At 66.0% G+C, this 25,066-nt stretch carries 27 protein-coding genes; 7 read left to right on the forward strand and 20 right to left on the reverse strand.

The features are described from left to right. Positions 1–19: 19 nt before the first annotated feature. The 12 genes from R4823_RS27175 to R4823_RS27230 all read right to left on the reverse strand — a co-directional run bounded on the left by R4823_RS27175 (position 20) and on the right by R4823_RS27230 (position 10,803). Positions 20–796, reverse strand: coding sequence for an Asp/Glu racemase (locus R4823_RS27175; RefSeq protein ID WP_338616840.1), 777 nt, complete (start codon positions 794–796; stop codon positions 20–22). A gap of 4 nt (positions 797–800) precedes the next feature. Beyond that, the gene (locus tag R4823_RS27180; protein ID WP_087836568.1) at positions 801–1,829 is read right to left on the reverse strand and encodes a carbon-nitrogen hydrolase family protein; all 1,029 of its coding nucleotides are present in this window, start codon (positions 1,827–1,829) and stop codon (positions 801–803) included. A gap of 20 nt (positions 1,830–1,849) precedes the next feature. After that, positions 1,850–2,548 carry an ABC transporter ATP-binding protein gene (locus R4823_RS27185; protein ID WP_132980686.1) on the reverse strand — a complete coding sequence of 233 codons (699 nt, stop codon included), beginning with the start codon at positions 2,546–2,548 and terminating at the stop codon, positions 1,850–1,852. After that, entirely contained in the window at positions 2,542–3,309 is a 768-nt protein-coding gene (locus tag R4823_RS27190) for an ABC transporter ATP-binding protein (RefSeq protein WP_243724696.1), read from the reverse strand. The genes R4823_RS27185 and R4823_RS27190 overlap by 7 nt, the downstream gene beginning before the upstream one ends. Next, on the reverse strand, positions 3,302–4,318 hold the full coding sequence (locus R4823_RS27195) for a branched-chain amino acid ABC transporter permease (protein WP_132980685.1): 1,017 nt from the start codon (positions 4,316–4,318) through the stop codon (positions 3,302–3,304). Before R4823_RS27195 ends, R4823_RS27190 begins: the two co-directional genes overlap by 8 nt. 5 nt (positions 4,319–4,323) lie before the next feature. Beyond that, positions 4,324–5,229 carry a branched-chain amino acid ABC transporter permease gene (locus R4823_RS27200; RefSeq protein ID WP_087836572.1) on the reverse strand — a complete coding sequence of 302 codons (906 nt, stop codon included), beginning with the start codon at positions 5,227–5,229 and terminating at the stop codon, positions 4,324–4,326. A 2-nt stretch (positions 5,230–5,231) separates the two neighbouring features. Continuing rightward, positions 5,232–6,398, reverse strand: coding sequence for an ABC transporter substrate-binding protein (locus R4823_RS27205; protein ID WP_338616844.1), 1,167 nt, complete (start codon positions 6,396–6,398; stop codon positions 5,232–5,234). A 64-nt stretch (positions 6,399–6,462) separates the two neighbouring features. Further along, the gene (locus R4823_RS27210) at positions 6,463–7,374 is read right to left on the reverse strand and encodes a fumarylacetoacetate hydrolase family protein (protein ID WP_338616845.1); all 912 of its coding nucleotides are present in this window, start codon (positions 7,372–7,374) and stop codon (positions 6,463–6,465) included. Positions 7,375–7,463: 89 nt separating this feature from the next. After that, positions 7,464–8,597, reverse strand: coding sequence for a cupin domain-containing protein (locus tag R4823_RS27215; protein WP_338616846.1), 1,134 nt, complete (start codon positions 8,595–8,597; stop codon positions 7,464–7,466). Between the two features lie 106 nt (positions 8,598–8,703). Further along, entirely contained in the window at positions 8,704–9,675 is a 972-nt protein-coding gene (locus tag R4823_RS27220) for a tripartite tricarboxylate transporter substrate binding protein (protein WP_338616847.1), read from the reverse strand. Positions 9,676–9,709: 34 nt separating this feature from the next. Further along, positions 9,710–10,174, reverse strand: a complete 465-nt coding sequence (locus R4823_RS27225; RefSeq protein ID WP_338616849.1) for a porin — start codon at positions 10,172–10,174, stop codon at positions 9,710–9,712. Then, on the reverse strand, positions 10,171–10,803 hold the full coding sequence (locus R4823_RS27230) for a porin (RefSeq protein WP_338616850.1): 633 nt from the start codon (positions 10,801–10,803) through the stop codon (positions 10,171–10,173). Before R4823_RS27230 ends, R4823_RS27225 begins: the two co-directional genes overlap by 4 nt. 175 nt (positions 10,804–10,978) lie before the next feature. On the opposite strand from R4823_RS27230, the gene R4823_RS27235 reads away from it, so the two are divergent. Further along, the gene (locus R4823_RS27235) at positions 10,979–12,325 is read left to right on the forward strand and encodes a sulfatase-like hydrolase/transferase (protein WP_338616851.1); all 1,347 of its coding nucleotides are present in this window, start codon (positions 10,979–10,981) and stop codon (positions 12,323–12,325) included. A 21-nt stretch (positions 12,326–12,346) separates the two neighbouring features. Continuing rightward, positions 12,347–13,312, forward strand: a complete 966-nt coding sequence (locus R4823_RS27240; protein ID WP_338616853.1) for a tripartite tricarboxylate transporter substrate binding protein — start codon at positions 12,347–12,349, stop codon at positions 13,310–13,312. Between the two features lie 13 nt (positions 13,313–13,325). Here R4823_RS27240 and R4823_RS27245 read toward each other — a convergent pair whose 3' ends face one another. From R4823_RS27245 to R4823_RS27275, 7 genes are read right to left on the reverse strand one after another with little or no spacing between them, the layout of a single operon-like run. Then, the gene (locus R4823_RS27245; RefSeq protein ID WP_338616855.1) at positions 13,326–13,808 is read right to left on the reverse strand and encodes an aromatic-ring-hydroxylating dioxygenase subunit beta; all 483 of its coding nucleotides are present in this window, start codon (positions 13,806–13,808) and stop codon (positions 13,326–13,328) included. 52 nt (positions 13,809–13,860) lie between these two features. Next, positions 13,861–15,171, reverse strand: a complete 1,311-nt coding sequence (locus R4823_RS27250; RefSeq protein ID WP_338616856.1) for a Rieske 2Fe-2S domain-containing protein — start codon at positions 15,169–15,171, stop codon at positions 13,861–13,863. Next, on the reverse strand, positions 15,168–15,686 hold the full coding sequence (locus R4823_RS27255; RefSeq protein WP_338616858.1) for a 4-vinyl reductase: 519 nt from the start codon (positions 15,684–15,686) through the stop codon (positions 15,168–15,170). Before R4823_RS27255 ends, R4823_RS27250 begins: the two co-directional genes overlap by 4 nt. 7 nt (positions 15,687–15,693) lie before the next feature. Further along, entirely contained in the window at positions 15,694–16,896 is a 1,203-nt protein-coding gene (locus R4823_RS27260) for a dienelactone hydrolase family protein (protein ID WP_338616860.1), read from the reverse strand. Positions 16,897–16,900: 4 nt separating this feature from the next. Then, positions 16,901–17,197: a hypothetical protein gene (locus tag R4823_RS27265; protein ID WP_338616861.1), complete on the reverse strand. Its 297-nt coding sequence runs from the start codon at positions 17,195–17,197 to the stop codon at positions 16,901–16,903. After that, positions 17,194–18,336, reverse strand: a complete 1,143-nt coding sequence (locus tag R4823_RS27270) for a thiolase family protein (RefSeq protein WP_338616862.1) — start codon at positions 18,334–18,336, stop codon at positions 17,194–17,196. Before R4823_RS27270 ends, R4823_RS27265 begins: the two co-directional genes overlap by 4 nt. Beyond that, complete coding sequence (locus R4823_RS27275) at positions 18,333–19,946, reverse strand: ATP-dependent acyl-CoA ligase (RefSeq protein WP_338616864.1); 1,614 nt, start codon at positions 19,944–19,946, stop codon at positions 18,333–18,335. The genes R4823_RS27270 and R4823_RS27275 overlap by 4 nt, the downstream gene beginning before the upstream one ends. Positions 19,947–20,065: 119 nt before the next feature. Here R4823_RS27275 and R4823_RS27280 point away from each other — a divergent pair, with 119 nt between their 5' ends. The 5 genes from R4823_RS27280 (at position 20,066) to R4823_RS27300 (ending at position 24,397) form a co-directional block, all read left to right on the forward strand. After that, on the forward strand, positions 20,066–20,713 hold the full coding sequence (locus tag R4823_RS27280; RefSeq protein WP_338616865.1) for an SDR family NAD(P)-dependent oxidoreductase: 648 nt from the start codon (positions 20,066–20,068) through the stop codon (positions 20,711–20,713). Positions 20,714–20,865: 152 nt separating this feature from the next. Further along, a complete protein-coding gene (locus R4823_RS27285) occupies positions 20,866–21,516 on the forward strand; it encodes a GntR family transcriptional regulator (protein ID WP_338616866.1) in 651 nt (216 codons plus the stop codon). Between the two features lie 218 nt (positions 21,517–21,734). Further along, the gene (locus R4823_RS27290; RefSeq protein WP_338616867.1) at positions 21,735–22,739 is read left to right on the forward strand and encodes a tripartite tricarboxylate transporter substrate binding protein; all 1,005 of its coding nucleotides are present in this window, start codon (positions 21,735–21,737) and stop codon (positions 22,737–22,739) included. A 32-nt stretch (positions 22,740–22,771) separates the two neighbouring features. After that, positions 22,772–23,542: an SDR family oxidoreductase gene (locus R4823_RS27295; protein WP_243724693.1), complete on the forward strand. Its 771-nt coding sequence runs from the start codon at positions 22,772–22,774 to the stop codon at positions 23,540–23,542. Between the two features lie 9 nt (positions 23,543–23,551). Then, the gene (locus tag R4823_RS27300; protein WP_087836600.1) at positions 23,552–24,397 is read left to right on the forward strand and encodes an EamA family transporter; all 846 of its coding nucleotides are present in this window, start codon (positions 23,552–23,554) and stop codon (positions 24,395–24,397) included. 4 nt (positions 24,398–24,401) lie between these two features. On the opposite strand, the gene R4823_RS27305 is transcribed toward R4823_RS27300, so the two are convergent. Then, complete coding sequence (locus R4823_RS27305; RefSeq protein WP_243724692.1) at positions 24,402–25,055, reverse strand: alpha/beta fold hydrolase; 654 nt, start codon at positions 25,053–25,055, stop codon at positions 24,402–24,404. Between the last annotated feature and the right edge of the window lie 11 nt (positions 25,056–25,066).

The following is a 25,066-nucleotide window of genomic DNA, read 5'->3' on the forward strand; positions in this document are numbered from 1 at the left end:
CCGCGCGGGGGCGGCGGATTCAGAACTTCCCAGATAATAATTCGCCGCAGCCGGGCACGCTCGTGGACAGTCCCAGTTTGCGCATCATCTGCCACGAAGTGGCCACCGCCGCCGAGACCGTGGGGATGCCCGATTCGTCCTGCACCTTCTGGATCGAGGGCAGCGATTGCATCTGCACGCAGGCCGACAGCACCAGGGCGTCGATGTTGCCCCGGTCCAGGCGCTTGTAGATCTCGACCAGGCGCGCCGGGTCCTGGGCCGCCACCTGCAGGTTGTCCGGGATCTCCAGCGCGACGTAGTCCTTGACCTCGATGCCCTCGCTTTCGATGTATTCCACGACCAGCTTCGTGAGCGGCTTCATGTAGGGGCAGACCACCGATACGCGTTTCGCGCCCATGGCGTGCAGGCCGTCGACCAGCGCGCCGGCGCTGGTCACCACCGGCGCCGGCGCGCCGTTCTCTTCGGTGCGGCGGGTCAGGCGCTCCTCGGACACGCGGTGGTAGCCCTTGCCCATGCTCATGATGGCCACCAGGCAGGCGTAGCCCAGCACGTCCACGCGCGCGTCCGACAGCTCGATCGCGCAGCGGTCGCTGTCGCGGTCCATGACCTCCAGCTCTTCCTTGGTCACTTTCTTCATGCGCATGCGGCTGGAATGGAAGGTGAAGCGTTCGGGCGCCACGGCTTCGCGGGCGCGGAACATGGCGGGAATCTCGGTTTCCATCGTGGTGTTGGACGACGGAACGATCTGGCCGATCTTGATGGGCGCGCCGGCGGCGCGGGTCGGAATGGCGGTCATGGGGTCAGGCCTCGGGGGAAGTCGGGGATGGCGGCGCGGCGTCGACGGACTGGTCCGGCAGCGGATCGGGATCGTCCAGGAACTGCGCGGGCTGCTGGGTGCGCCGGTTCACGCGCAGGTCGAATACGTCGAAACGGTTGTAGTGGCCGATGATGTCGTGCATCTGGCGCGGCTGGATGCAGCGCGACAGGTCCACGTCGGCGTAGACGATGCCTTCGCGGTCGATCAGCGGTTCGCCGATGACGCGGCCGTCCGGGCCCAGGATGCCGGAGAACGCGCTGTTCGAGCGGCGCAGGAGGTCGCGCGTGTGCGGATGGGAGGCCGCCATGGCCTCGACGATCTCTTCCGAGATGGTGGAGCACGACACCACCGTGTAGACCTTGCCTTCGAAGCTGTGGGCGGCCGCGCGCACGCGTATGGCCTCGGCCATGTCGTAGTCGGCCGGCGCCACCGGCAGCGAGATGTAGCTGGCCACGTGCACCAGTTCGCCTTGCGCCAGCAGCGAGAAACGCGCCAGCGTGTTGGTGTTCTCGCCGCAGGCCAGCGCGCCCAGCCGGCCGATGGCCGTGTCGTGCACGCGCAGGGAGGAGCCGTCGCCATTGGCCCAGGTCAGCTTCTCGGCCCAGGTCGGCACCAGCTTGCGGTGGCGGCCCAGCAGCTTGCCGTCGGGGCCGATGGTGACCAGCGTGTTGTAGATCGTGCCCAGGCCGTGCGCGGCCCGCTCGTTCACGCCCACCACCACGTGCACCTTGCATGCCTGCGCGGCGGCGGCGATGCGCCGGATCTCGGGACCGGGGATCTCGATGGCGCTGCGGCACAGCTTCTCGAACCACGGGCTGCCCTCGATGGGCGTCATGATCCAGTTCCAGTATGGATAGCCTGCCACGAACACCTCGGGAAAGGCCACCAGCGAGGCGCCGTTGCCGGCGGCCTCCTCGATCAGCGCGCACACCTTTTCCACGGTGGCGTCGGTGTCCAGGAAGACCGGAGCGGCCTGCACGGCCGCGGCCTTGAAACGGGGGAGATTCAACATGATGTTCCTTGCGTCCTCGATCAGAGTCCCAGATAGCGCTGGGCCAGTTCAGGCTGGCCCGACAGTTCGTCCGGCGTGCCCGCCCATACCACCCGCCCCTTCTCGACGATATGGTGGCGGTCGACCAGCGTGCGCATCTCGGCCAGGTTCTTGTCTATCACCACGATGGTCAGCCCTTCGCGCTTGAGCACGTCCAGGCAGCGCCAGATCTCCTGGCGAATGATGGGCGCCAGCCCCTCGGTGGCCTCGTCCAGCACCAGCAGCAGCGGGTTGGTCATCAGCGCGCGGCCGATGGCCAGCATCTGCTGCTCGCCGCCCGACAGCGTGCGCGACGACTGGCGGCGCCGCTCGCCCAGCCGGGGAAAGAGCTGGTAGATGCGAGGCAGGTCCCAGCCCGAGGCGCCGCGGCCGGCGCGGCGCGTGGCCACCAGGTTTTCCTCCACCGTGAGCGAGCCGAACACCCGCCGCCCCTCGGGCACCAGGCCCACGCCCAGCCGCGCCACCGTGTGCGGCGCCTGGTTGGCGAGGTCCCGGCCCTGTATGGCGACGCGGCCGGCACGCGCGGGCAGCATGCCCATCAGCGTGCGCACGGTGGTGGTCTTGCCCATGCCGTTGCGGCCGATCAGGGACACGACCTCGCCCTGCCTGGCCTCGAACGACAGGCCGAACAGCACCTCGCTCGATCCGTATCCCGCCCGGATGCCGTCCACGCTCAGCATGCCGCGTCTCCCAGATAGGCGCTGCGCACCTCGGGATGCTGGCGCACCTCGTCGCAGCTGCCGGTGAATATGAGCTTGCCGTAGACCAGCACGCTGATGCGGTCGGCCAGGGCGAACACCGCGTCCATGTCGTGCTCCACCAGCAGGATGCCATAACGCTCGCGCATGCCGGCCAGCAGCCGCGTCATCCGCGCCGATTCCTCGGGCCCCATGCCGGCCATGGGCTCGTCCAGCAGCAGCAGGCGCGGCTCGCGCGCCAGCGCCACCGCCAGTTCCAGCTGGCGCCGCTCGCCATGGGCCATGTCGGCCGCCGGCACGTCGGCACGGTCGGCCAGCCCCACCCGCTCCAGCCACGATTGCGCGCGCTCGGCCAGCCTGGCATCGCGCCGGGGATCGGACCAGATCGAAAAGATCGTGCGCGGCCCCACGGTCAGCGACAGCATGACGTTCTCGATGGCCGTGTACTCCAGGCACAGCTGGGTGATCTGGAACGACCGCCCCAGGCCGCGCCGCGCCCGCTCGTAGGCCGGCATCGCCGTCACGTCGCGCCCGACCAGGTGGATCCGGCCCGCGTCGGGCCGGATCTCGCCGCAGATCTGCGTGATCAGCGTGGACTTGCCCGCGCCGTTGGGACCGATCAGCGCGTGGATCTCGCCCGCGCGCACGGTCAGGTCCACGTTCTGCGTGGCCGCCACCGCGCCGAAGGACTTGCGCAGGCCGCGCACGTCCAGCAGGACTTCTTCCATGACCGCGCTATCCATGGCGCTTCCCTAGCCAGTGGCCGAATAGCCCATGCTTGCCGGCCAGCACCACCAGCACCAGGATGGGTCCCATGATGAACATCCAGTGCTCGGTCCAGGCGGACAGCGCCTGCTCCAGGCCCAGGAACACCCCGGCGCCCGCGATAGGCCCCAGCAGCGTGCCCACGCCGCCCAGGATGACGATGGCCATCAATTCGCCCGACTTGGTCCACGCCGCCATGTCGGGCGTGACCAGCTCGGCGTAGTTGGCCCACAGGATGCCGGCCATGCCGGTGCCCACGGCCGAGATCACGAAGGCGCTGAGCCGGTACGGCATGGGCGCCACGCCCAGGTTGACCGCGCGCCGCTCGCTCTGGCGCAGCGCCTGCAGCACCATGCCGTAGCGCGAGTTGACCAGCTTCACGCAGAAGACGGTCCACAGCGCCAGCACGGCCAGGCTGAAGTAATAGAAGCTGACCGGGTCCGCCAGGTCGATGCCCGGCAGCCGGCTGCGCTGCGACATCATCAGGCCGTCGTCGCCGCCGTACACCTGCAGCGACACCAGGATGAAATACATCATCTGCCCGAAGGCCAGCGTGATCATGATGAACTGCACCCCGCTGGTCCGCAGCGCCAGGTAGCCCACCACCCAGCCCAGCAGCGCGCAGCATGCCAGCGCGATGGGCCAGACGACCAGCGCCTGCGTGCTGCCGGCCCAGCCGAACAGCGGCCCGGCCTCTACCGCATGGAAGGTGATGATGGCCACCACGTAGCCGCCCAGGCCGAAGAACATGGCGTGGCCGAAACTGATCAGCGCGCCGTAGCCCAGCACCAGGTCCAGGCTGACCGCCGCCAGCCCGTAGATGACGAAACGCGTCATCGCGTTGATCAGATAGGGCGTATCGGTGGCGTGCGAAGCCACCGGCACGAGGGCCAGCAGCAACAGGCCCACCCAGCCGAACACGGCCCGGCGATTCCATTGCGTGAACAGGCCCGCCGTGCCGCGCCCGGGTACCGCGATTCCACTCATCCGGTTCATCCCAGGAGTCCCTTCGGTCGGAAGATAAGCACCAGCGCCATCAGCACGTAGACACTGGCCGACACCAGCCCGGCCGCCAGCATGTCGGCCACCTCGGGCGACAGCATCGCGCCCAGCAGTTGCGGGAAATAGGCGCGGCCCAGGCTGTCCACCATGCCGACCAGCAGCGCACCGGCCATCGCCCCGCGCACCGATCCCACGCCACCGATCACGATGACCACGAAGGTGGTGATCAGCACGCGCTCGCCCATGCCGATTTCCACCGCCAGCAGCGGCGCCGCCATCACCCCGGCCAGGCCGCACAACAGCGCACCCAGCCCGAATACCACGCTGTAGAGCTTCTGGATGTCGATGCCCAGCGCGTCCACCATCTCGCGGTCGTCGGCTCCGGCGCGCACCAGCATGCCCACGCGCGTCCGGTTGATCAGGAACCACAGCCCCAGCGCCACCAGCGCGCCCACCACGATGAAGGCCAGGCGCATCAGCGGGTAGCGGAAGCCCGGCGCCAGCGGCACCGTGCCGTCCAGGAAGGCGGGGATCTCGACCATGGGCGGCTGGCGCCCGAAGATCATGCTGACCGCCTCGTTGGTGAACAGGATCAGCCCGAAGGTCGCCAGCACCTGGTACAGGTGGTCGCGTTTGTACAGGCGCCGGATCACCGCGAACTCCACCAGCAGCCCGTACAGCGCGGCGCCGGCCAGGGCGGCCACCACGCCGGCGGCGAACGAGTTGGTGTGCCCGAGCGCGAACGCGCCGCAATAGGCTCCGACCATGTAGAACGACCCGTGGGTCAGGTTGATGACCCCCATGATGCCGAAGATCAGGGTCAGGCCCGACGCCAGCATGAAGAGCATGGCGCCGAACTGCAGGCCGTTCAACAGTTGTTCGAAGAGCAGGGCCATGGTCAGAGCTTGCACTGGCCGGCGTAGGCGTCCTGGTCGTCGCTGACTACCTTGCGCACGACCTTCGGCACGAACTCGTTGCCGCTGCGTTCGATCCGCATCAAGTAGTAGTCCTGGATGGGATGCTGGTTGTGGTTGAAGCGGAACTTGCCCCGCAGCGACTGGAAGTCCGCCTTGAGCAGCGCGGCGCGGAAGGCATCGCCCTTGGACAGGTCGCCATTGACCGCCTTGAGCGCCGAGCCGATCAGCAGCGCCGTGTCATAGGCCTGCATGCCGTAGTCGGTGGGCTTGCGGCCGTAGGTCTCGGTAAAGGCTTTCACGAAGGCGCGGCTTTGCGGATTGTCCATCTCGGTCGACCACATCCCCACGGTATAGAAGCCTTCGGCCGAGGCGCCCGAGGCCGCCAGCATGCGGCCATCCATCGAGAAGGCCGGCATCAGCATCGGCACGGTCTTGTTCAGGCCCGAGTTGGCGTATTGCTTGGCGAAATTGATGCCCGCGCCGCCCGGGTGGAACTGGTAGACCGCATCCGGCGCCAGCGACCGCACGCGCGCCATTTCCACCGAGAAGTCCGACTGGTCGAGCTTGGTATAGATCTCGGCCACCACTTCGCCCTTGTAGGTGCGCTTGAAACCGGCCAGCGCGTCGCGGCCCGCCTGGTAGTTGGGCGCCAGCAGCACCACGCGCTTGTAGCCCAGCTCGTTCGCGGCATGGCCACCCGCCGAGTGATAGGCATCGTTCTGGTACGAGGCGACAAAATAGTTCTTGTCGCACTTCTCGCCGGCAAAGGTCGAAGGGCCGGGGTTCAGGCTCACGTAATAGGCGCCGTCGCGCAGCACGCCCGGCGCCACGGCCGCCAGCACGTTCGAGAAATTCACGCCGGTGAACAGCTTGATGCCCGATTGCAGCATGCGGTCCGCGGCCTGCTTGGCATTGGCCGGCTTCAAGGCGTCGTCCTCGACCACCAGCTCCACCGGCACGCCGCCCAGCTTGCCGCCGCCCTGCTTGATCGCCAGGTTGAAGCCATCGCGCTCGTCCTCGCCGATGTAGCCGGCGGGCGTCGACAGCGTGGTGATGAAGCCGATCTTCACCGGCGCCTGGGCTTGCGCCGCGCCGGCACCCGCGAGAAGGAGCGCGCACAGTCCGCCCCGGATCATGTTCCTGACCATTGTTGTTCCCTATGGATGTACTGCAACAGCTGGAATGAACCCGCGCGGGCGCGGGGCTTGGACCCTAGACGGCCACCACCGGATGGCGCAGCGAGCCGATCTTCTCGACGTGGGCCTCGACCACGTCGCCCGGCCACAGCCACTCCTGCGGCGTGCGGCCGGCGCCCACGCCCTCGGGCGTGCCGGTGGCGATGATGTCGCCCGCCTCCATGGTCATGGCGGCGCTGATGTCGGCGATCAGGTGCGGCACCTTGAACAGCATGTGGCGGGTGTTCGAGCTTTGCTTGGTCACGCCGTTGACGGTCAGCGACAGGTCCAGCACGTGCGGATCGGGGATTTCATCGGCGGTCACGATGCAGGGGCCGAAGGGACCGTAGGTGTCCTGGCCCTTGGAATAGATCCACTGCCCGGCGCGGCGGCAGTCGCGCGCGCTGATGTCGATCATCACGCTGTAGCCGAACACGTAGTCCAGCGCGTCGGCCTCGGCCACTCGGTGCGTGCGCCGCCCCATGATCACCGCCAGCTCCACCTCCCAATCGAGCTGCTGGGTGATGTTGCCGTTGTGCTCGATGGCTTCGCCCGGACCGATCACGCTGGTGGGCGGCTTCGAGAAGATGACCGGCTTGGTGGGCAGGTCCTTCGAGGTGTCCAGCGTGCGGCTGGACTCTTCCACGTGCTCGACATAGTTCAGACCGATGCCGAAGATGTTCTTGCGCGGCCGCGGGATGGGCGCCAGCAGGCGGGCGTTCCCGGCCGGGATCGCCGTGCCCACCGGCCACTTGCCTTCGTGGGCCTTCAACAGCTCGGTGGCCGACCGTACCGCGTCCGGACCGAGGTCGATGAAGGCCAGCATGTCGTCGGGCAGCGGCACGCCGGCCACGGCCCCCAGACGGGCCAGGTCCACCACGCGGTCGCCCACCACCGCCCCCAGGCGGGCTTGTTCGGCAACGGTGGTGCGGTAGGTCACAAGACGCATTTCTGTTCTCCATAGGGTCGCGCGAGGCGACAAGAATCCCGCCGCGGGCCGGACCCGCGGTGTATGACAAGCATCGAATCAGGTGGGGACTAGCCGATCAGCGGTTGGTGGCCATCGTTTTCCGCCAGCGCTTCCTCGCGGTAGAGCTTGAGCGCATGCATGACCGGCAGGTCGTTGAAGCAGAACAGGCAGGCGTCGTCGCTGTCCGACGCGTTGGCGTGCTCGTGGAAAGCCCAGGACGGCACGCAGAAAATGTCGCGCTCCTGCCAGTCGTAGCGGCGGCCGTTGATGATGGAATAGCCCTTGCCCTTGGCCACCTGGTAGAGGAAGCTGCCCGTGTGCCGGTGGGCCTTGGTCTTTTCGCCGGGCCGCAGCATCTGCATGCTGGCGCCCATGGTCGCCATGACCGGACCACCGGTGGCGGGGTTGGTGTAGTTCATCAGCACGCCGTCGTACGGGCTGCCGTCGGTGGTCGCGGCGTAGCGCCGCAAGGCCTCGTAAGTCGGTTCCCACTCGTACTTGAACAGCGGCGAATACGGCTTGCTCCAGGTCTCGCCATAGGGCCGCAGCGCCACGCCGCCCCAGGCGGCGGTGGAATCGTCCACCGGATGGGTCACCGCCTGGTTCAGGTCGGGATGGACGGCGTAGAAGCCGGCTTCCAGCGCATTGACCAGCGGGATGTCCAGGCCGTCCTGCCAGATGCAGGGCGTGCCGTCTTCGCTCACGCCGTGCTCGTGCCAGGTGCCGTTGGGCGTGAGCACGAAATCGTTCGCGCCCAGCGTCATCTTGTGGCCGTCGACGATGGTGTAGGCGCCCCGCCCTTCCATGATGAAGCGCAGCGCGCTGGAGGAATGGCAATGGGCGGAGGCGACTTCGCCCGGGTGCATGACCTGCAGGCCCGAATACAGCCAGCCCACGGCCGCCGACACCTCGCGCCGGCCGGGGTTGTTCAGGTAGATGACGCGGCGGCCGGCCTGCTCCGGCGTGACCAGGTCCACCGAGCGCAGTACGTGCTCGCGCAGGTCGCGGTAGCGCCAGACCACCGGCACCGATTCCGACTTGGGTTGCCACGGCTCGATCTTGTTGGCCACGGTCCACAGCGCGCCGGTCTCGTACTTGGCGAGTTCCTCGTAGTACGCGACCAGCTCGGGCGTATCACCCACGTTGGCCCTGCCGATTACCTCTTCCCGATACGCATCGTGTCGCGCCATGGCGGACTCCATTTTTTATAAAAGATTTTACCTTTTCGAAATACTACCCTCCTTCCTCTATCTCTCACAAGAGATAGGTCATTAGGGTTTACCTGGAGAAGCACCCGATCCAGCGCCGTCATTCGACCGATGCTCCCGACTCGATGATGATGGGCCGAAAGCGGTCGATCTCCGTCTTGACGAATTGACCGAAGTCTTCGCGGGACATGTGGAAGCGGTCGTAGCCCTGCTCGGTGAACTTCGACAGCACACCGGGGTCGTCCATGGCCTTGTTGAAGGCGTTCGCCAGTTTCGCCACGACGGCAGGCGGCGTACCCCGTTTCACCTCGACCCCCACCCAGATATCCATCACGACACCGGGCTGGCCCAGCTCCGCCATGGTCGGAACATCGGGAAAGAACGGGCTGCGCTTGTCGGCGGCGATCCCTAGCGGAACGACCTTGCTGGCACGATACAGGTTCAGCACTGTCGGGACGGCATCGAAATTGATGTCCACTTCATTGCTCAAGACCGCCATCGTTGCTGCCGGAGCGCCTTTGTATGGGATATGGGTCAGGCGTGCGCGCGGATTGTTTCTGGAAAGCAGGTGTCCCAGGATGTGCGGACCCGTGCCGGGTCCCATCGACGCATAGTTGACATCGGTACTGCCCGCCAGGGCGCTGCGCAGTGTCTGCTCCGAACGGATCTTCCCTGCAGGGTTGCCATACAGCACGAGGGGCGCCTTGAGCAAGGCCGCCACAGGTTCGAAGTCGGTCGCCGGGTTGTACGAAATGTTCTTATAGAGCGTGGGATTGATCGCCAGCGCTCCCATTTCTCCGGCAAACACGGTATATCCATCCGCCGGCGACTGCTTGATCGCCGACGCGGCGATCTGGGCGCCGCCGCCCGGCCTGTTGTCCACGATGACCGGTTGGCCAAGTTCCCTGGCCAGGCCTGGCCCGATCGAGCGGATGATCGTATCGACCACGCCTCCGGGCGGAAAGGGGATCACCACCCGTATGGGCTTGGAAGGAAAGTCGCTCGCGGCCGCGTTGGCCGAAAGGACTAGCGCGCATGCTGCAAGCAGGGATTTCGGAAGCAGTGCTTTCATGATGTGACTCGAAGACGGATGGAGGACGAAGACACTAGAACTTGTGGCGCAGGCCCAGCGCGAGCGCCGACTGCGAATGGCTGCCGGAAACGGGTACCGTGAACAGGACGGCCTTGTTGTCGCCCGAGTTGCGTTGATGAAGCGCAAGGATGTAGACGTCGGTACGCTTGGAAAGGTAGTAGTTGACCGCTCCCATCACCATGTTGCGGTTCATCCCATCAGTTCTCTCGTGCGTATAGCCGACTGTCCCGACGAGGCCGCTGGCGAGCGGAAACGTACCGGCCACATGGTAGTTCCGTAATTTCTGCGAAGCGCCTTGCGCGACGAAGTTCGTCTGGGTGTACAAGCCCATGAGCTTGACGCCACCGAGGTCGTAGCTGACTCCCAGCCCGACGTTCAGGACATGATCGGTCGCGAACTGGATGGCTCCGCCACCGGGCGCCACCGTGGCGGCCTCCAGGAACCGGCTGATCCCGAGCGCGGAGTACGGAGCGATCACGCGGTTATTGACTCGCGTAAACGCCGCCCCAACGAAAGGGCGCCCTCCTTGTACTTGGCTTCGCCGCTGAAGGCGCGACGCGTGGTGACATCGCCGGCGGCTTCGCCGAATGCCGTCATCAAGGCGGCTGACAGCGGTCCACGCTTGAAGCTGTACTTGACCGAGTTGTCGAGCCGTTCTCCCGCGACGCGATCCAGACCACCTGTAGCCCAGCCGAGGCCACCGACGCCATAAGGGGTGGCGTAAAACTCGGAAAGGCTGAACATGGCATCGTACTGGCGGCCCAGCGACAGCGTGTGGGTTCCATTACCCAGGCCGACATAGGACTGCCGGCCGAACAGGATACCTCCCTGTCCCGACATGCCGGTATCGATCCCGAAACCCGCCTCCAGCACAAAGTTTGCTTTCAGTCCGTTGCCCAGATCTTCGACTCCCCTGAAGCCGAGCCTATTGGGCATCTGGTCTCCCGCGGTCAGGGCCAATTGCGATTTACCCCCGACGTCATCGATATAGCGAACCGAGGCGTCGACCACGCCGTACATCTCGACCTGTCCCCACGCGGCGGCCGGAGCCACCAGGGTGGGAACCAACGCGGCAACCGCCGCCTGCGCGTTCTTCTTCAGGTCCATCGCCTTCCCTTTTCAATATTTAGTATTCTGTATACTAAATATCAATTTAGAACAGAAATATAGGGGTAAGCCCGGACTTGCACCACCACAAACGATATACTGTATATTGAATACTTTTATGTCAAAACGAGACCGGAAGCGTGGCCACGGCCACATGCCGGCGGGAGCGAGCGACATGGGTTCAGCGGACGGCCAGCGTCCCAACTTCGTCTACATCCTTGCAGACGATCTAGGTTATGCCGACCTGGGTTGTACGGGCGCCGTCGATGCGCAGGGAAGTCCGGTCGACGTCTCCCCTCGCCTGGATGGACTGGCCCGGGAAGGCATCCGGTTCACGCGGGGGTACGCAAACTCTCCCGTGTGCTCTCCTACGCGGCTGGCACTGATTACCGGCCGCTGGCAGTATCGGCTTCGGGCCGGAGCCGAAGAGCCGCTGACCGCCGGAGCATCCGGAGACAAGATCTTCGGGCTTCCGCCTTCGCATCCGACTCTACCCTCCCTGTTGGGCGGGGCAGGCTATCGCACGGCGCTCGTGGGCAAGTGGCACCTCGGCTATCCGCCGCAGTTCGGGCCGCGGCTTTCGGGTTACGGCGAGTTCTACGGCTTTCATGCGGGAGGCTCCGGCTACTTCTCGCATTGCGACTCGCGAGGCAAGGCCGATCTATGGCTGAATGAAGAGCCGCTCAGTGAAGAAGGCTACCTGACCGATCTGCTGAGCAAACGCGCCGTCTCCTTCATCCAGCGGCAGACCCCCGCGCAGCCGTTCCTGCTCAGCCTGCATTACAGCGCGCCCCACTGGCCCTGGCTGTCCCGCGACGACGAGAGCGAATCCCGGCGCATCGGCCGCAATCTGAAGCATACGGACGGCGGATCGCTGCAAACCTACCAGCGGATGATCTCGCACATGGACGAAGGCATAGGCTGGGTGCTGGATGCGCTCGACCGTCAGGGGCTGGCAGACAACACGCTGGTCGTCTTCACCTCGGACAACGGGGGAGAACGCTTCTCCAATAACTGGCCTCTGACAGGACGTAAGATGGACCTGCTCGAGGGCGGGATCCGCGTGCCATTGATCGCCAGATGGCCCGCCCGCTGGGCGGGCGGAAAGGTGTGCGACCTGCCGAACCAGACGATGGACTGGACCGCGACCATGCTGGACGCCGCCCGGGTGCCGCCCCACTCCGGCTTTCCGCTCGACGGCGTCAGCCTGCTGCCGGCACTGTCCGCCTCCCCTTCTCCGGCCCCGTTCAACCGCGACCTGTTCTGGCGCATGAAGCACCGGGAACAAGCCGCGACGGTCCGGGGCAAATGGAAATACCTCCGCGTGGACGGCCACGAGTACTTATTCGACCTGGAAGCCGACCCCGCAGAACGCGCGAACATGGCATCGCGAGAGCCCGGGTATCTCGCGGACTTGCGCCACGCCTGGAATGTCTGGAACGAGGCCATCCCCCCCATTCCCGACGATGCCGGTGTCTCGCTGGTATTCGGCCCCGGCGACCTGCCTGTCGCCACCTTCTGACCCCCTTGTTTTCGAGCCGCCATGAAACGCATCCTGCCCCTGCTTCTGCTCCCCGCCTGCCTCTGGTCGCCGTCCTCCCATGCGGGCGGGTATCCGGACAGATACATCAAGATCCTGATCCCGTTCACGGCGGGCGGCGCGGTGGACAACATCGTGCGCGCGATGAGTCCCGAGCTGTCGGCCGACCTCGGCCAACCCATCGTGGTGGAAAACAAGCCGGGCGGCGGCGCGCAGGTTGCGGCGACTGCGCTCCTGCAGGCGCCGGCGGACGGGTATACGCTGCTTGCCGCGCCTGGCGGCGTCTTTGCCCTGAATCCCCATCTCTACAAGCAACTGGCCTACGATCCCCGCGCCGACTTCGAGGGTATCGCCACGTTGACGACGGCCCCCATGGTGATGTTCTCCAATCCCAAGGGCCGCATACCGCACATATCCGCCTTCAGGACGGCGCTGGCCAACGGCGACTTCATCAAATACGCATCGCCCGGGCAGGGCACCGCCCCGCATCTGTTCGGCCACATGATTGGCGCCGCCTTTCCGAAAGCGAATCTGCTGCACGTCCCGTACCGCGGCGCGCCCCAGGCGATCCAGGCTGTACTGAGCCAAGAAGTGGACCTCATGTTCGACGCCGTGCCGACCGTAGTCGGGCTCGTCCGCAACGGCCAGGTTCGGCCGCTGGCCATCGCGGCCGAGCATCGCCACCCGCTGTTTCCCGAGACACCCACCCTGCGGGAACTGGGAATGCCGCAGATCTCGATGGATTTCTGGGTAGGCGTGGTGGCGCGCAAGGGAACACCCGCAGCCGTCGTCGATCGCTTGCACGCGGCTTTCCAGAAAGCGCTGGACACCCCGGCCATCGCTCGCATGCTGCAAGACCGCGGCTATACCAGGCTGACGATGTCACCCCGGGAGTTCGACGGCCTGATCCGTTCCGAACTCGAGAAATACGGCCCCATCGTCAAGGCCACCGGCGCCACGATCGACTGAGGCCGGCAGGCCGCTACGGGAAGAGCTGAATCGCAGGCAGCGGCGCGTCGCCATTGAGCAGATCGACGCGCTTCAATCGTATCCTGAACGTGTCCTCGTGCGGCACCAGTTCATGCCTGGCGACGGCGGCATAGGTCCATTGCTCGTCGCCTCGGGCTTCGCAGTAGATCATCGGTGTGCGCATGCGGTACATCCGGCCATCGGCCCCCTCCAGTCTCGGGAGCTGCAAGACGTGCAGGCATCGGCTGGCGGGCTGCTGCGAATAGGCTCGCGGCTGCTGCAGGCGGTCTATGCGCAGCTTCAGGAGCAGGCGATCCTCGTACGTAATCGAGGCATGGTCGACCGGATCCTGCTGATCGCAGCCCAGCGGTATCCAATAGACGCCGTCTGAGGTAAACAAGTCCTGCCATTGATCCAGGCGCTTCTCGTCGAGCAGCCGTGCTTCCTCGTAGATGAATTCCGCAAGAGCCTCGCGCGTGGCATTTGATACGTTCATGGGGGTTCGCCGTCGAAAAAGGAAATGAGCGGATTCCGCCGTGTCCGGCCGGTCAGTCCGTAGCCATCAGGGCGCTCCAGGCCCGATAGAAATTGCGCATGGGCAGCTCGCTGTTGCCGCTGGCCTCCGCCGGCAACTCCCGTTCCTCGCCATGATGCTCGCGATGCAGGCTCACCCAAGGGTTGCCGCGGTGGACCAACGCCCGCTGCATGGTTTCGAATACGTGGATGTCGTCGTGCGCCACGATCGAGGCAGGCGAGAAGACCAACCGGTTGTACGTCAACGTACGGCGCAGCAGTTCGGGCGGTGCCCCCACGGGCTCCAGCGCGAAGATCTCCACCAGCGTGCGGCCGACGTCCAGCGGCCGCACGATCCGCAAGGTCTGCGGCGAGCTCTTGAGCGCCAGCGTGGGAAACAGCACGGAGTTCTGTGGCGTGAACGCCAGCACGGCCTTCGTCCGCGCCTCGCCGAGTGCCGCCTGCAGCGATTCCTCATACCCCGGGACTGGCGCGTAGCCGGAATGAATGCTTCCCCGGATCCCCAGGATGCAGTGGCCATGGGCATGCACCCGCGCCCCGGCGTCTCGGTAGAAATCATGGCCCGAGCCGAAAGGCAACAACTGGGCCAATTCGGTTGGAAGAGGTGTTTCGTCCGGCCAGCCTTGGGCGGCATCGCGCGCCGTCTGCCAGGCCGACTCGTGGGTCGATATCGGGTGGACGGCGTCGACGACATTCTCGATGTACATCTTCCAGTTGCATGCAATCACGCTGCGCAGGCTGCCCCCCGCGATCCGAAGCTCGCCCTGCGGCGAGCGGTCGGCCAGATTGTCCAGCACGGAAAGCATGTCGCCGAAATATTCGCGGAATGGCAGCCCCTCCGGCGCAGCGCGCGCGAAGACGAAGCCGCGGTAGGTTTCGCTGGCGAGCCGTTCCAGGCCTTGTGCCGCTTCCGTCTGGAGAAGACGGCTTCCTTCGTAGCCCGCACGCAGCGGAATGCCAAGCGTCGAACCGTCGAGACGGTAGGTCCAGGCGTGATACGGACACCGCAGCAGCTTCCCTGCATTGCCCGAGGGCTGCGAGACGATCATTGCCCCCTTGTGGGCGCAGCGATTGGGCAGTACCTGGATCTGCCCATCCGGCTGCCGGATCATGATCACCGGAAGCCGCGCGATCCAGGTGGTGATGAAGTCGCCGGGATTCGGCACCTGGCTCGCATGTCCCACGTAGACCCAGCCGCGCGCGAACAGACGCTCGCATTCCAGGTCGAACACCTGCGGGTCGAGGTAGACATCCCGATGCACGCGGTCGCCGTCGAATAGCTGGTCGGCAGCCGGCGCCTGGCGGTAAGGAACGGAGTGATTCATCGCAAGTGATCCTGGGTGGTGACGGGTGCCGGCGTGGCGATGAAGCGGCATGCGGCGTGCCGCCCCATGGCGGCGCACTCCACCTCCTCCACGGCGGCGGGGGCGCCCAGCACGGCGGAGGCCATGGCCTGGAAGACGCCGGCGATAGGCGCGCATACGGGATGGAGGGCAGCGCCATATCCCTGGGCGAAGGGGCTGTTGACCACCGTCAGTTCCACGGATGACGCCTGATGTTCGATCCGCCAGGCGCCCCAGCCCAGATCGGCGGAGGCCTCTTGCATGAAACCGGACAATTCCGCGGCTGGCATGTGGCTGATGTATGCCTGCACGCTCCTGCCGCCATGGCGGGCGGCGGAGGCAGCCATCATCCTCAGCACCCGGAGGCGGGTCAGCTCGTCCAGCTCATGCAGCATGCCCATCAGCACGTCGGGCCGCATGAGCAGGTAGCGCCGGTCCTGGTCGCGGATTTCCCCGGCCACGACATCGAACGTCAGGCGAGAGCGCAGCGTACCCATGGGCTTCCTACCAGGTAGCGATCAATCGGTTGCTTGCCAGGCCGTTGTCCAGGATCTTCTCGGCGGCCTCCGCGCCCAGCACCGGCAACCCCGCCGGGTCGATGAGGCCGACCTGGGCCAGCACGCTCGCCTGGTCCCAGTAGATATGCTCGTGGCAGATCTTGTTGCCCCGGAACTTCACCACGCCGATGAGACCGAACTTGACGAACTTGCCAGTGGGCGCGACCCCGGGCAGCAGCCACTCGATCGCCCGGTCATGGGTGAAGCTCATGATCACTTCGTCGACGATCTGGTTGACCCCGACCGTGCGGGACACGCTGATCTGCTTCATGTCCGCAGGATTGCAGGGAATGAAATACTCGCTGTAGAAGCGATGCAGGTCCGCATAACCTACCCCGCCCGTCATCGTGGGAATGTGGTTGACGTAGGGCGACGGCACCATGGTGGCCATGGTCTTACCGGCGTCCCGCGTCGTGAATTCGAAATCCAGATGCGCCTCCCACAGCGCCTCCAGATCGTAGCGGGGGCCGATGTGCGATTTCAGGAACACGATGGTCCTGTCGTATGCGTTGGATGCGGAGACGGCCTCGAAGTGATCTCCGCCCTGCCGCGCGAACGCGTGATGGCACTCGGGATACAGATGCACCCGTACGGCCGGCGAAGCCCTGCCCGCCTCGACCAGCACGCGCTGGGCGGCGGGAGGACAATACGTATCCTGTCCGGCCACATGCAGCAACGCCTTCTTCCCTGGCGGCAAGGCCTGGCCGATTACCTGCTCCAGCCCGACCCCGTAGTAGGAAGCCGCAACGCGCACCTCGGTATGCAGCAGCGCGAGATAGGCGATGCGTCCGCCCAGACAATAGCCGACGGCGCCGACGTCGCCCTCGCACGCATAGCGGGCCTTCAGGAAGGCTATGCTGCGGCGCAGATCGTCCATGGCCTCGTCGTCGGAAAACCGATCGAGGAGGCCCAAGGCCTGCTCCATGGCGCCGGGCGCCCGCGGCTCCAGCCGGATGCCCGGCCGCTGGCGCCAGAACAGGTCGGGTGCGAAGGCGACGTATCCCTCTTGCGCAAACTCATCGCACACGGACTGGATGTTGTCATTGACTCCGAATATCTCCTGAAGGACCAGGAGGAGCGGGCCGCGTTGCTCCTCGGGAAGCGACAAGTACCCGCCGAAGCGGTCCGATACATCGATGAACGATCCCATGCTGTCACCTTTCGATATGCGCCAAACCCGTTGCGGACAGAAGGACCTTGACCGTCTCGCCGGGAGCGGGAGCAAAGCGGGATACGGCCAGAAAATTGAGGTCCTGCCGCTCCGCCCGGAGTTCGACAAGATAGGGGTAAGGCCATTCGGCCGGACGTCTGTGCGCTTCGGTGTAGCCACACACCTGGGCTTCCAGCAGCGTGCGCGCGTCGAAAGCGCCATGGCCGCACCGGGCGCACAGGCGCCGCCGTGGAAACGTCGCGCGATGACAGTGCGCGCATTCGTAGTAAGTGAAGCTCATTGCGCCCTCTCGAGAATGGCGGCATTGGCACACATACCGTACCGGTACTCGACCATGCCGTAGCCCGACACCAGGGCACGGTCTGCCTTGGACAGCTGGCGCTCGCCGGCACGCCCCAGGAGCTGCAGCGCCGCTTCGGTGAGACCATGCAGGCCGCCGGCCGCGCCGGCCTGGCCGGCGGATAGCTGCCCCCCCGATGTATTCAGTGGAAACCGGCCGGCCAGCACTCTGTCGTTCAGGAACGATCGCAGTTCGCCCGGCGCGACGATGCCCAGATCTTCCAACTGCACGAGCGCCATGACGGGGTAGTCGTCATAGACGGAGACAAGGTCCAGCTCCTCCCGCCGCACGCCGGCGTTCGCGAACAGGCGGTCGGAAATGGCCCTGAGCCCCGTCGTCAGGCCATCCCCCGATTGGTCGTCGAAGTTGTAGTTGCAGTCGATCGCCTTGATCCGGATCGCCGGCGATCCGGCCGGAAGCGCGGAAACGTGGCTGAGGAGTATCGCATTGGCTCCCGCCACGACCGGAACGCAGTCATAGATGCACAGGGGATCGGCGACGCGGGGAGCGGCCAGGTAGTCCTCCAGGGACAACGGGCTGCGGTACACCGCATTCGGATTGGCCGACGCCCAGTTGCGCTGGCCGACCGCCAGCGCGCCATAGTCCGCCCGCTCCAGCCCATGCTTGCGCATGTGGCGCTGCGTCAGCAGGGCGAAAAGCGTGTTGGGGTTGGCGATGCCCAGCGGGGCCAGGTACTGGCGCGTCGTGCCGTTGTAGTTGGCCGCCAGTTCCTTGAAATCGTCGGGGCCGAACACGTCGCCCGCCAGCAGGGCAATATGTCGGGCGTGCCCGCATTCGATCGCGGCGATGGCGTGCCTGAGCATGTTGACGCCCGAGGCGCCGCCATGGCCGTCGTCGAGCGACCAGCGGATGTTCAGGCCCAGGCGCCAGGCCATGTCGATGCAACGGTCGGGTTTGAGCGTGAAGGACGCAACGCCCAGGCCGTCCACATCCCTGGCTTCCAGTCCGCCAGCTTCGAGCAGGGCCTCGAAGGCGCCCGCCAGCAGTTCTTCCGTGGTGGCCGTCGTGCGGCGCACATAGGGAAGCTCCGACGCGGCATGCAGTCGCGCGCTGTTCATCGCTTCACCGCATGGCCTGATGCAGCGAGGTCCCACGTATCGGCCGTGACACCTTCCTGGCGCAGCTTGTACTTCTGCACCTTGCCGTTCTCGGTCTTGGGCAGGTCGTCGACGAAGCGCACGAATCGCGGGACCGCGAAATGCGGCATGCGCGACTCGCACCATCTGACGACGTCCAGGCCGGCAATCCCATGCCCTGCCCTCGGCACGATCGCGCACATGACCTCGTCCTCGGCCAGTTCCGATGGCACGGCATATACCGCGACGTGCTCGACCCCTGGCATGAGCCCGACCACCTGCTCGACCTCGTAGGACGAGATGTTCTCGCCTCGCCGCCGGATGCTGTCCTTCAGCCTGTCGAGGAACTTGAAATACCCCGCCTCGTCCCGGACCACCCGGTCACCGGTGTGCAGCCAGAGGTTGCGCCAAGCCTCGATCGTCTTGTCCGGCATGCCGAAGTAGCCCAGGGCGAAAGCGAATGGCTCGCGCGCCCGGAGCACCAGCTCGCCCGGCGTGCCGTGGGGCACTTCGTTGTCCTGCTCGTCCACGACCCTGGCCTCGAAACCGTCGATGACCTTGCCCATCCATCCCGGCTTGCGGTCTTCCAAGCTGCTGCCGATGACGAAATTCGATTCCGTGGAGCCGAAGCCGTCAATCATCCGAATGCCGGTTCTCGGCTCGAATTCCTGGAAGTACTTTTCCGGCACGCCCGGCGCCAGGGCGACACGCACCCGATGCTGGCGCTCGGACGCATCGGCAGGCCGGGAAAGCAACATGGGCACCATCGCGCCCAGCAGGTACGTCACCGTGGCATCGCTTTCGATCAGGTGCCGGTAGAAGCGCGAGACCGAAAAGCGCTCGCCTATCACCATCCGTCCCCCCGATACCAGTGCCTGGTAGAACGTGTTCAGGGCATTGACGTGGAACAGCGGCAGGCAGGTGTAGAGCACGTCATCCTCGCGGATGCCGATGTTCGCGATCGAGTAGTGACCCCACCAGTAGAGCTGCGCATGCGAACACATCACCCCCTTCGACGGCCCGGAGGTGCCGGACGTATACATGACCAGCGCAGGCTCGGACGCCTCGCCCGGATCGCCTTCCGACAGCGGTGCGGACTTCTTTTCCAGAAGCTGCGCATTCTTCAGCTGTGCGGAGGATGCCGGCGGCGCATCCACGAACCAGATGCGGGCAAGGCCGTTGATGGTGCCGGCGTCGCACTCCAGCGCGCTCATGAGATGAGGCATCTGCCCGGACTCGGTGATCAGCGCCCGGGATGCCGAGTTCTGCAGGTAGTAGGCGAGCTGGTGGCCCTTGGAGGCCGTATTGACGGGCACCAGGAACAGGCCGAGCTGCGCGCAGGCCGTGAAAGCCTCCAGGAACTCCAGCCGGTTGCCAAGCTGGATGGCAACCCGGTCCCCCTTGCGCAGGCCCGCCTCGGCCAGCGTGGCCGCCAGCCTGCCGGAAGTTTCCAGCAGCGCCTCGGCACTGAGCTCCCGGCCGCCGCCCGATACCAGGATCCGCCCCGGGGCGCGGCGGGCGCGCTCGCGCAGCAAATGGATGATGTGCCGCTGGAACGGAGCCGGGACAAGGGGAAACGAGGAAGTCGTCATGGTTACGCCGAAAGCTGCTAATTTGAAAATACAGTATATAGTATACTGTATTGAAATTGGAAGCCTTGAATCGGACCGCAAGCCTGGCCGACTTGGCGACAACCTCGACGGAGATGGGCGTGCGGCAAACGACGGGAATTGCGCTGGAAGAACTGACGGTCCTGGTGACGGGAAGCCAGCGGGGATTGGGGCTGGCGCTCGTCCATGAACTGTCGGCGCGGGGGACCCGTGTCTACGCGGGGCACCGCTCGGCCGGCGTGCCGGCCGAACTAGACCTGCCAGGCGTTACGCCGGTATTCATGGAGCTGGGCGCAACGCCCCTGCCCCGCCTGCCGGACGTCGACTATGTCGTGAACAATGCCGGCATCAACCGGAATACCCCGCTCGACTCTCCCCAGGCCACGCAGGCACTGGACGAAGAGCTGCGCACCAACGTCCTCGGCACGCTAAACCTAATCCATCACTACCTGCCCCGGCTGGCCGGGCGCCCGGCCGCCGGCTTCGTGAACGTCATCAGCGCCCTGGCGATCGCTCCCAACTACTTCTGCGCCACTTACAGCGCCTCGAAGGCGGCCCTGCATTCGTTATGCGTATCGCTGCGCCAGGTTGCCGGCGACAAGGGTTTCCATGTGTTGAACGTCTATCCCACGGCAATCGACACACGCCTGACCGACGGCCTGACCATCCCGAAACTCGCCCCGGCCGAGGTGGCACGCGCCATCGTCGATGCATGGTCGGCGGGAGACTGCGAGCTATTCTTCCAATAGGCGCGCAACGGCCGGGCAGCTAGGCAGCCGCGCCGGAAAGCACGGGGCGTTCATGTACACTCCGGCATACGGGCCCTCCGGCTGTTACCCCGAGACACATGCAGATGAAGCGAGCTCTTCCCGGCTCGCAGGGATTCGTTACGTACAGATAAATGGTCGTCAAGATAAAAATCAAAGATGTCGTCTATGCCGACATCAAGCAGAAGATCCTGTCCGGCGCCTATTCCCCGGACGACCGGATCGTCGACCTGGACGTCGCCGCGACGATGAACGTCTCGCGCATGCCGGTGCGCGAGGCGCTGCTGCAACTGCAGACCGAAGGCTATCTGAACGTCACCACGCGGGGCTTTGCCTTGCGGCAGTTCTCCATGCAGGAGATCAAGGACATCTTCGACATCCGGATGCTCCTCGAGCCCCATGCCGCCAAGTTGGCGGTCCAACAGGTCACTCCCGAGTTCATCCGGACGTTGCGGGCGGACCTGGACGCCGCCAAGCGCGCGCTTGCCGACGACGACACACCCGCGATGATGAAGGCCAACCGAGCCTTCCGTTCCAGTTGGCTGGCGGTGGTTCCCAATGAGCGGCTCGTAGCTACCATCAATCATTTGCAGGACCATGCGGAGACCGTCCGGCTTGCGACGCTGAGGTCCAGACAGGCCAAGGAAGCCTCGTACGAACGGAATCTCCAGTTGCTCGAGGCGTTCGAACAGAAGGACGCCGCCCTGGCCAGGCGCATTGCCAGGCAGAACCTGGTTGACTCGTTCGCGTTCTACAAGGAACTTTCCGAGTCGCGCTCCGCCTGACTCGAGGCTCGCGCAGAGCCTCCCTCCCGTAGCACGGGTTTCCATCCATGCCAACGGCACAACAGCGATCAACTGTTCCTGCATGAACAGCACATTTCCCCGCTTGCGGCCTGCCTAGAATACTGGGGCCCTCCACGGCGTACGCGGCTCCGGCAGGTCAGCAGACCCGGCCCGACGCCTGTGGAATCCCCAACAAGACAGACATCATGGAGACGCTGATGACCCTGAACAATCGCGTTCGGCTGCTCGGCATCGCACTTTCCCTGGGCGCCGCCCCCGCTGCGTTGGCGCAGGCCTATCCCAGCAAGCCGATCAAGTTCATCACGGCCTCGACCGGCAGCCCCCAGGACGTGGTGGGCCGCATCTTCGCCCAGAAGATCACCGAAACCACATCGCATCCGGTGGTGGTCGAGAGCCGCGCCGGGGCGGGGGCGCTGATCTCGATCCAGGCGACGGCCAAGGCGCCGGCCGATGGCTACAACGTCCTGGTCAGCTCCACCGCTTTCGCGGTCACTCCTTATCTCAGCAGCCACATCGCGACGCATCCGCACACCTTCCGCAAGCTGCCCTACGACCCGCGAAAGGACTTCGAACCGATACGGCCGATCCTGAATACCGCGTTCTTCGTCGTGGTCGGCGCGAACAGCCCCTACAAGACGCTGGGGGACATCATCCGGGCCGCCAGGGAGCAACCCGGCCGGGTGACCTATGGATCGTGGTTCGTGGGCAGTCCCGGACACCTGGGCGGACTGCGGCTGCAATCGCTGAAAGGCATCGAGATGCTGCACGTGCCGTTCAAGGACATGGGCCAGTTGATGGCCGCCGTCACCGCCGGGGAAGTCGGGTGGACGCTGGGCAGCGACGCCAGCGCTGGACCGTTGGAGAAGGCGGGCAAGCTGCGCTATCTCGCGATCGCCGCGCCCACGCGCTCGCCCATCCATCCGCAGGTGCCTTCGGTGGACGAAAGCCCGGACACGAAGGGGTACGACGTGCAGGCCTGGGTCGGCCTGTTCGCGCCGCCCGGCACGCCCGAGGCGATCAAGCAGCGCATCAGCGACGACGTCGCCGCCGTCCTGAAGTCGCCGCAGATCGTCGAACGCTACCGGCTGCTGGGCTACGAGAACCCGGACCTCGATCCCGGGCAGTTCGCCGCCCGCATCCAGCGCGACACGGACGCCTGGGGCGCCGTCATCAAGCAGGCCGGCCTGCGGCTGGACGACTGACCGCCACGCGCAACCAGAAGAGGAAGCTTTTCATGCAATCGAAGCCAAGGCCGGGAACGATGGATCGATACCGGGTGCAAGGCCAGCTTGCCGTCGTGACCGGCGGCGCCCACGGCATCGGCCTCGCATGCGCCGGACTGCTGCGCGAAGCGGGAGCCCGAGTGGTGATCGTCGACCGCGACGGCCCCGCCGCCCGGGCCGCCGCGCAGGCGCTGGGCGACGGCGACGCCCGGGAACTGGATGTCCAGGATGCGGGCGGTATCGGCCCCGTGTTCGCTTCCATCCGCGCGCATCACGGCCCCATCGGCATCCTGATCAACAACGCCGGCATCTCGATCCGCAAGGGCGCCCTGGAACTGGAGCTGGAGATGTGGAGGCAGGTCCTGGACGTCAACGTGACCGGCGCCTTCCTGTGCGCGCGGGAAGCGGTGCGCAACATGGGCGCGGCGGGTGGCTGCATCGTCAACACCGCATCCATCATGGGGCTGTCCGGCGGAAGCCTGTATCCCAACGCGGCCTACCATACCGCCAAGGGCGCGGTGGTCAACATGACGCGGTCGCTGGCGATCGAGTGGGCGCCGCGCCGGATTCGGGTCAACGCCGTGGCGCCGACCTGGACCCGCACCTCGTTCATCGGCGAACTCTCGGCCGACGTCCGTACGCGCATCGATGCCCTGACTCCGCTGGGAAGGCTGGCCGAACCCGAGGACGTGGCCGAGGCCATGCTGTTCCTGGCCAGCCCCGCCGCCTCGATGATCACGGGGCACATCCTTCCGGTGGACGGCGGCTACCTCGCCCAGTAGATTCCGTCCATGCCTCCCGTTGCCATTGCCTGCGCCATCCTCGCCCCGCTGATCTGGGGCGCCCAACTCGTCGTCATCAAGATCGGCCTCGCGGCGTTCCCGCCGCTGTTCTTCGTGTCGCTGCGCTTCGCCATCCTCTCGGCCATCCTGCTTCCCTTCGTGCCCCGGCCACGGCGCGACCAGGTGTGGCCTGTCATCCTGATCTCCATCTTCATGGGCGGCCTGAACTTCTCGCTGATCTTCATGGGACTGGGGCAAGGTCAGGCCAGCCTGGCCGGCGTGGCCATCCAGCTGGCGACGCCGTTCACGGTGCTGCTGGCCTGGCCGCTGCTGGGCGAACGTCCGCCGCTGCGCGTCCTGCTGGGCGTGGCCATCGCGTTCGGGGGCGTGGCCCTGGCCACCGTCGATCCCGGCGCGCAGGTCGCGCTGCTGCCCACGCTCATGTTCGTCGGCGCGGCCTTCGGCCTGGCCATGGGCGGCGTGCTGACGAAGCGCTACGGCCCCTTCGATCCGTTCATGCTGGTCGCCTGGATGTCCACCCTCGCACTGCCGCAGATTTTCGTCATGTCGCTGGCGATGGAAACCGGCCAGATCGACGCGCTGCGATCCGCCCCCGGCTCGGCCTGGCTGGCGCTGGCCTACACCGTGCTCCTGGGAGGCATCGCCGGCTTCGGACTCTGGTTCTGGCTGATCGGCCGCTATTCGATGGCGCGGGTCGCGCCGTATGGCCTGCTGCAGACGGCATTCGCCGTCATCACCGCCACCCTCTTCCTGGACGAACCGCTGACCGTCACGCTGGTGGGCGGCATGTTCCTCTGCATCGCGGGGGTGGCCATCACGCAGCGCCGCACCTGACCGCTCAGCCAGCCAGGTGCGCCATCACCAGCGAACGCAGCACCGGCAGCCGCCCCGAGAAGAAATGGTCGGCGCCCGGCACCACGACCACCGGCTGCATGCGAGGCCGCGCCCAGTCGAATACCAGCGGCAAAGGAACACGGTCGTCCAGTTCGCCGTGGACCACCATCGCATCCGGAACGTCCGCGGGCGGATCGTAGCGGCGCCTTCCCGGGATGTCGCCAGCCGGCATCCCGGCCAGGCACACGCGCCAGGCCGGATCGCCGCGATCGGCCAAGGCCCGCGCCACCCGGGCCTGCACGAACGCGCCGAAGGAAAACCCGACCAGCGCCAGCCGCGTGCCGGGACGAGCGTCGCGCAGCGCGTGGCATAGCGCCAGCACGTCGTCGGTCTCGCCCTCGCCTTCGCCATGCGGACCGGTACTGTGTCCCACGCCACGGAAATTGGGCCGGGCGACCAGCCAGCCCGCGTCGCACAGCGCCCGCGCCAGGAACTGGGGAATCTTGTGCCGGGCGTTCCCGCCCTGCAGCGGATGAGGATGAGTGACAACCGCGAGACCGGTCACGGCGCCGCCGGGCAGGTCGAACACGACCTCCAGGTCTCCCGCCGGACCGTCCAGCAACGCGCTGCCGCTCTGGGTCAGATCGAGTGGTTTCATGGTGGGAATCA

It is taken from the genome of Pigmentiphaga sp. CHJ604 (genome assembly GCF_036972535.1).
GTDB lineage: Bacteria > Pseudomonadota > Gammaproteobacteria > Burkholderiales > Burkholderiaceae_B > Pigmentiphaga > Pigmentiphaga daeguensis.

Coding starts and splice junctions, on each gene's coding strand:
- R4823_RS27175 (WP_338616840.1), bottom strand. CDS start 796: ATGACCGCCATTCCGACCCGCGCCGCCGGCGCGCCCATCAAGATCGGC.
- R4823_RS27180 (WP_087836568.1), bottom strand. CDS start 1,829: ATGTTGAATCTCCCCCGTTTCAAGGCCGCGGCCGTGCAGGCCGCTCCG.
- R4823_RS27185 (WP_132980686.1), bottom strand. CDS start 2,548: ATGCTGAGCGTGGACGGCATCCGGGCGGGATACGGATCGAGCGAGGTG.
- R4823_RS27190 (WP_243724696.1), bottom strand. CDS start 3,309: ATGGATAGCGCGGTCATGGAAGAAGTCCTGCTGGACGTGCGCGGCCTG.
- R4823_RS27195 (WP_132980685.1), bottom strand. CDS start 4,318: ATGAGTGGAATCGCGGTACCCGGGCGCGGCACGGCGGGCCTGTTCACG.
- R4823_RS27200 (WP_087836572.1), bottom strand. CDS start 5,229: ATGGCCCTGCTCTTCGAACAACTGTTGAACGGCCTGCAGTTCGGCGCC.
- R4823_RS27205 (WP_338616844.1), bottom strand. CDS start 6,398: ATGGTCAGGAACATGATCCGGGGCGGACTGTGCGCGCTCCTTCTCGCG.
- R4823_RS27210 (WP_338616845.1), bottom strand. CDS start 7,374: ATGCGTCTTGTGACCTACCGCACCACCGTTGCCGAACAAGCCCGCCTG.
- R4823_RS27215 (WP_338616846.1), bottom strand. CDS start 8,597: ATGGAGTCCGCCATGGCGCGACACGATGCGTATCGGGAAGAGGTAATC.
- R4823_RS27220 (WP_338616847.1), bottom strand. CDS start 9,675: ATGAAAGCACTGCTTCCGAAATCCCTGCTTGCAGCATGCGCGCTAGTC.
- R4823_RS27230 (WP_338616850.1), bottom strand. CDS start 10,803: ATGGACCTGAAGAAGAACGCGCAGGCGGCGGTTGCCGCGTTGGTTCCC.
- R4823_RS27235 (WP_338616851.1), top strand. CDS start 10,979: ATGGGTTCAGCGGACGGCCAGCGTCCCAACTTCGTCTACATCCTTGCA.
- R4823_RS27240 (WP_338616853.1), top strand. CDS start 12,347: ATGAAACGCATCCTGCCCCTGCTTCTGCTCCCCGCCTGCCTCTGGTCG.
- R4823_RS27245 (WP_338616855.1), bottom strand. CDS start 13,808: ATGAACGTATCAAATGCCACGCGCGAGGCTCTTGCGGAATTCATCTAC.
- R4823_RS27250 (WP_338616856.1), bottom strand. CDS start 15,171: ATGAATCACTCCGTTCCTTACCGCCAGGCGCCGGCTGCCGACCAGCTA.
- R4823_RS27255 (WP_338616858.1), bottom strand. CDS start 15,686: ATGGGTACGCTGCGCTCTCGCCTGACGTTCGATGTCGTGGCCGGGGAA.
- R4823_RS27260 (WP_338616860.1), bottom strand. CDS start 16,896: ATGGGATCGTTCATCGATGTATCGGACCGCTTCGGCGGGTACTTGTCG.
- R4823_RS27265 (WP_338616861.1), bottom strand. CDS start 17,197: ATGAGCTTCACTTACTACGAATGCGCGCACTGTCATCGCGCGACGTTT.
- R4823_RS27270 (WP_338616862.1), bottom strand. CDS start 18,336: ATGAACAGCGCGCGACTGCATGCCGCGTCGGAGCTTCCCTATGTGCGC.
- R4823_RS27275 (WP_338616864.1), bottom strand. CDS start 19,946: ATGACGACTTCCTCGTTTCCCCTTGTCCCGGCTCCGTTCCAGCGGCAC.
- R4823_RS27285 (WP_338616866.1), top strand. CDS start 20,866: ATGGTCGTCAAGATAAAAATCAAAGATGTCGTCTATGCCGACATCAAG.
- R4823_RS27290 (WP_338616867.1), top strand. CDS start 21,735: ATGACCCTGAACAATCGCGTTCGGCTGCTCGGCATCGCACTTTCCCTG.
- R4823_RS27295 (WP_243724693.1), top strand. CDS start 22,772: ATGCAATCGAAGCCAAGGCCGGGAACGATGGATCGATACCGGGTGCAA.
- R4823_RS27300 (WP_087836600.1), top strand. CDS start 23,552: ATGCCTCCCGTTGCCATTGCCTGCGCCATCCTCGCCCCGCTGATCTGG.
- R4823_RS27305 (WP_243724692.1), bottom strand. CDS start 25,055: ATGAAACCACTCGATCTGACCCAGAGCGGCAGCGCGTTGCTGGACGGT.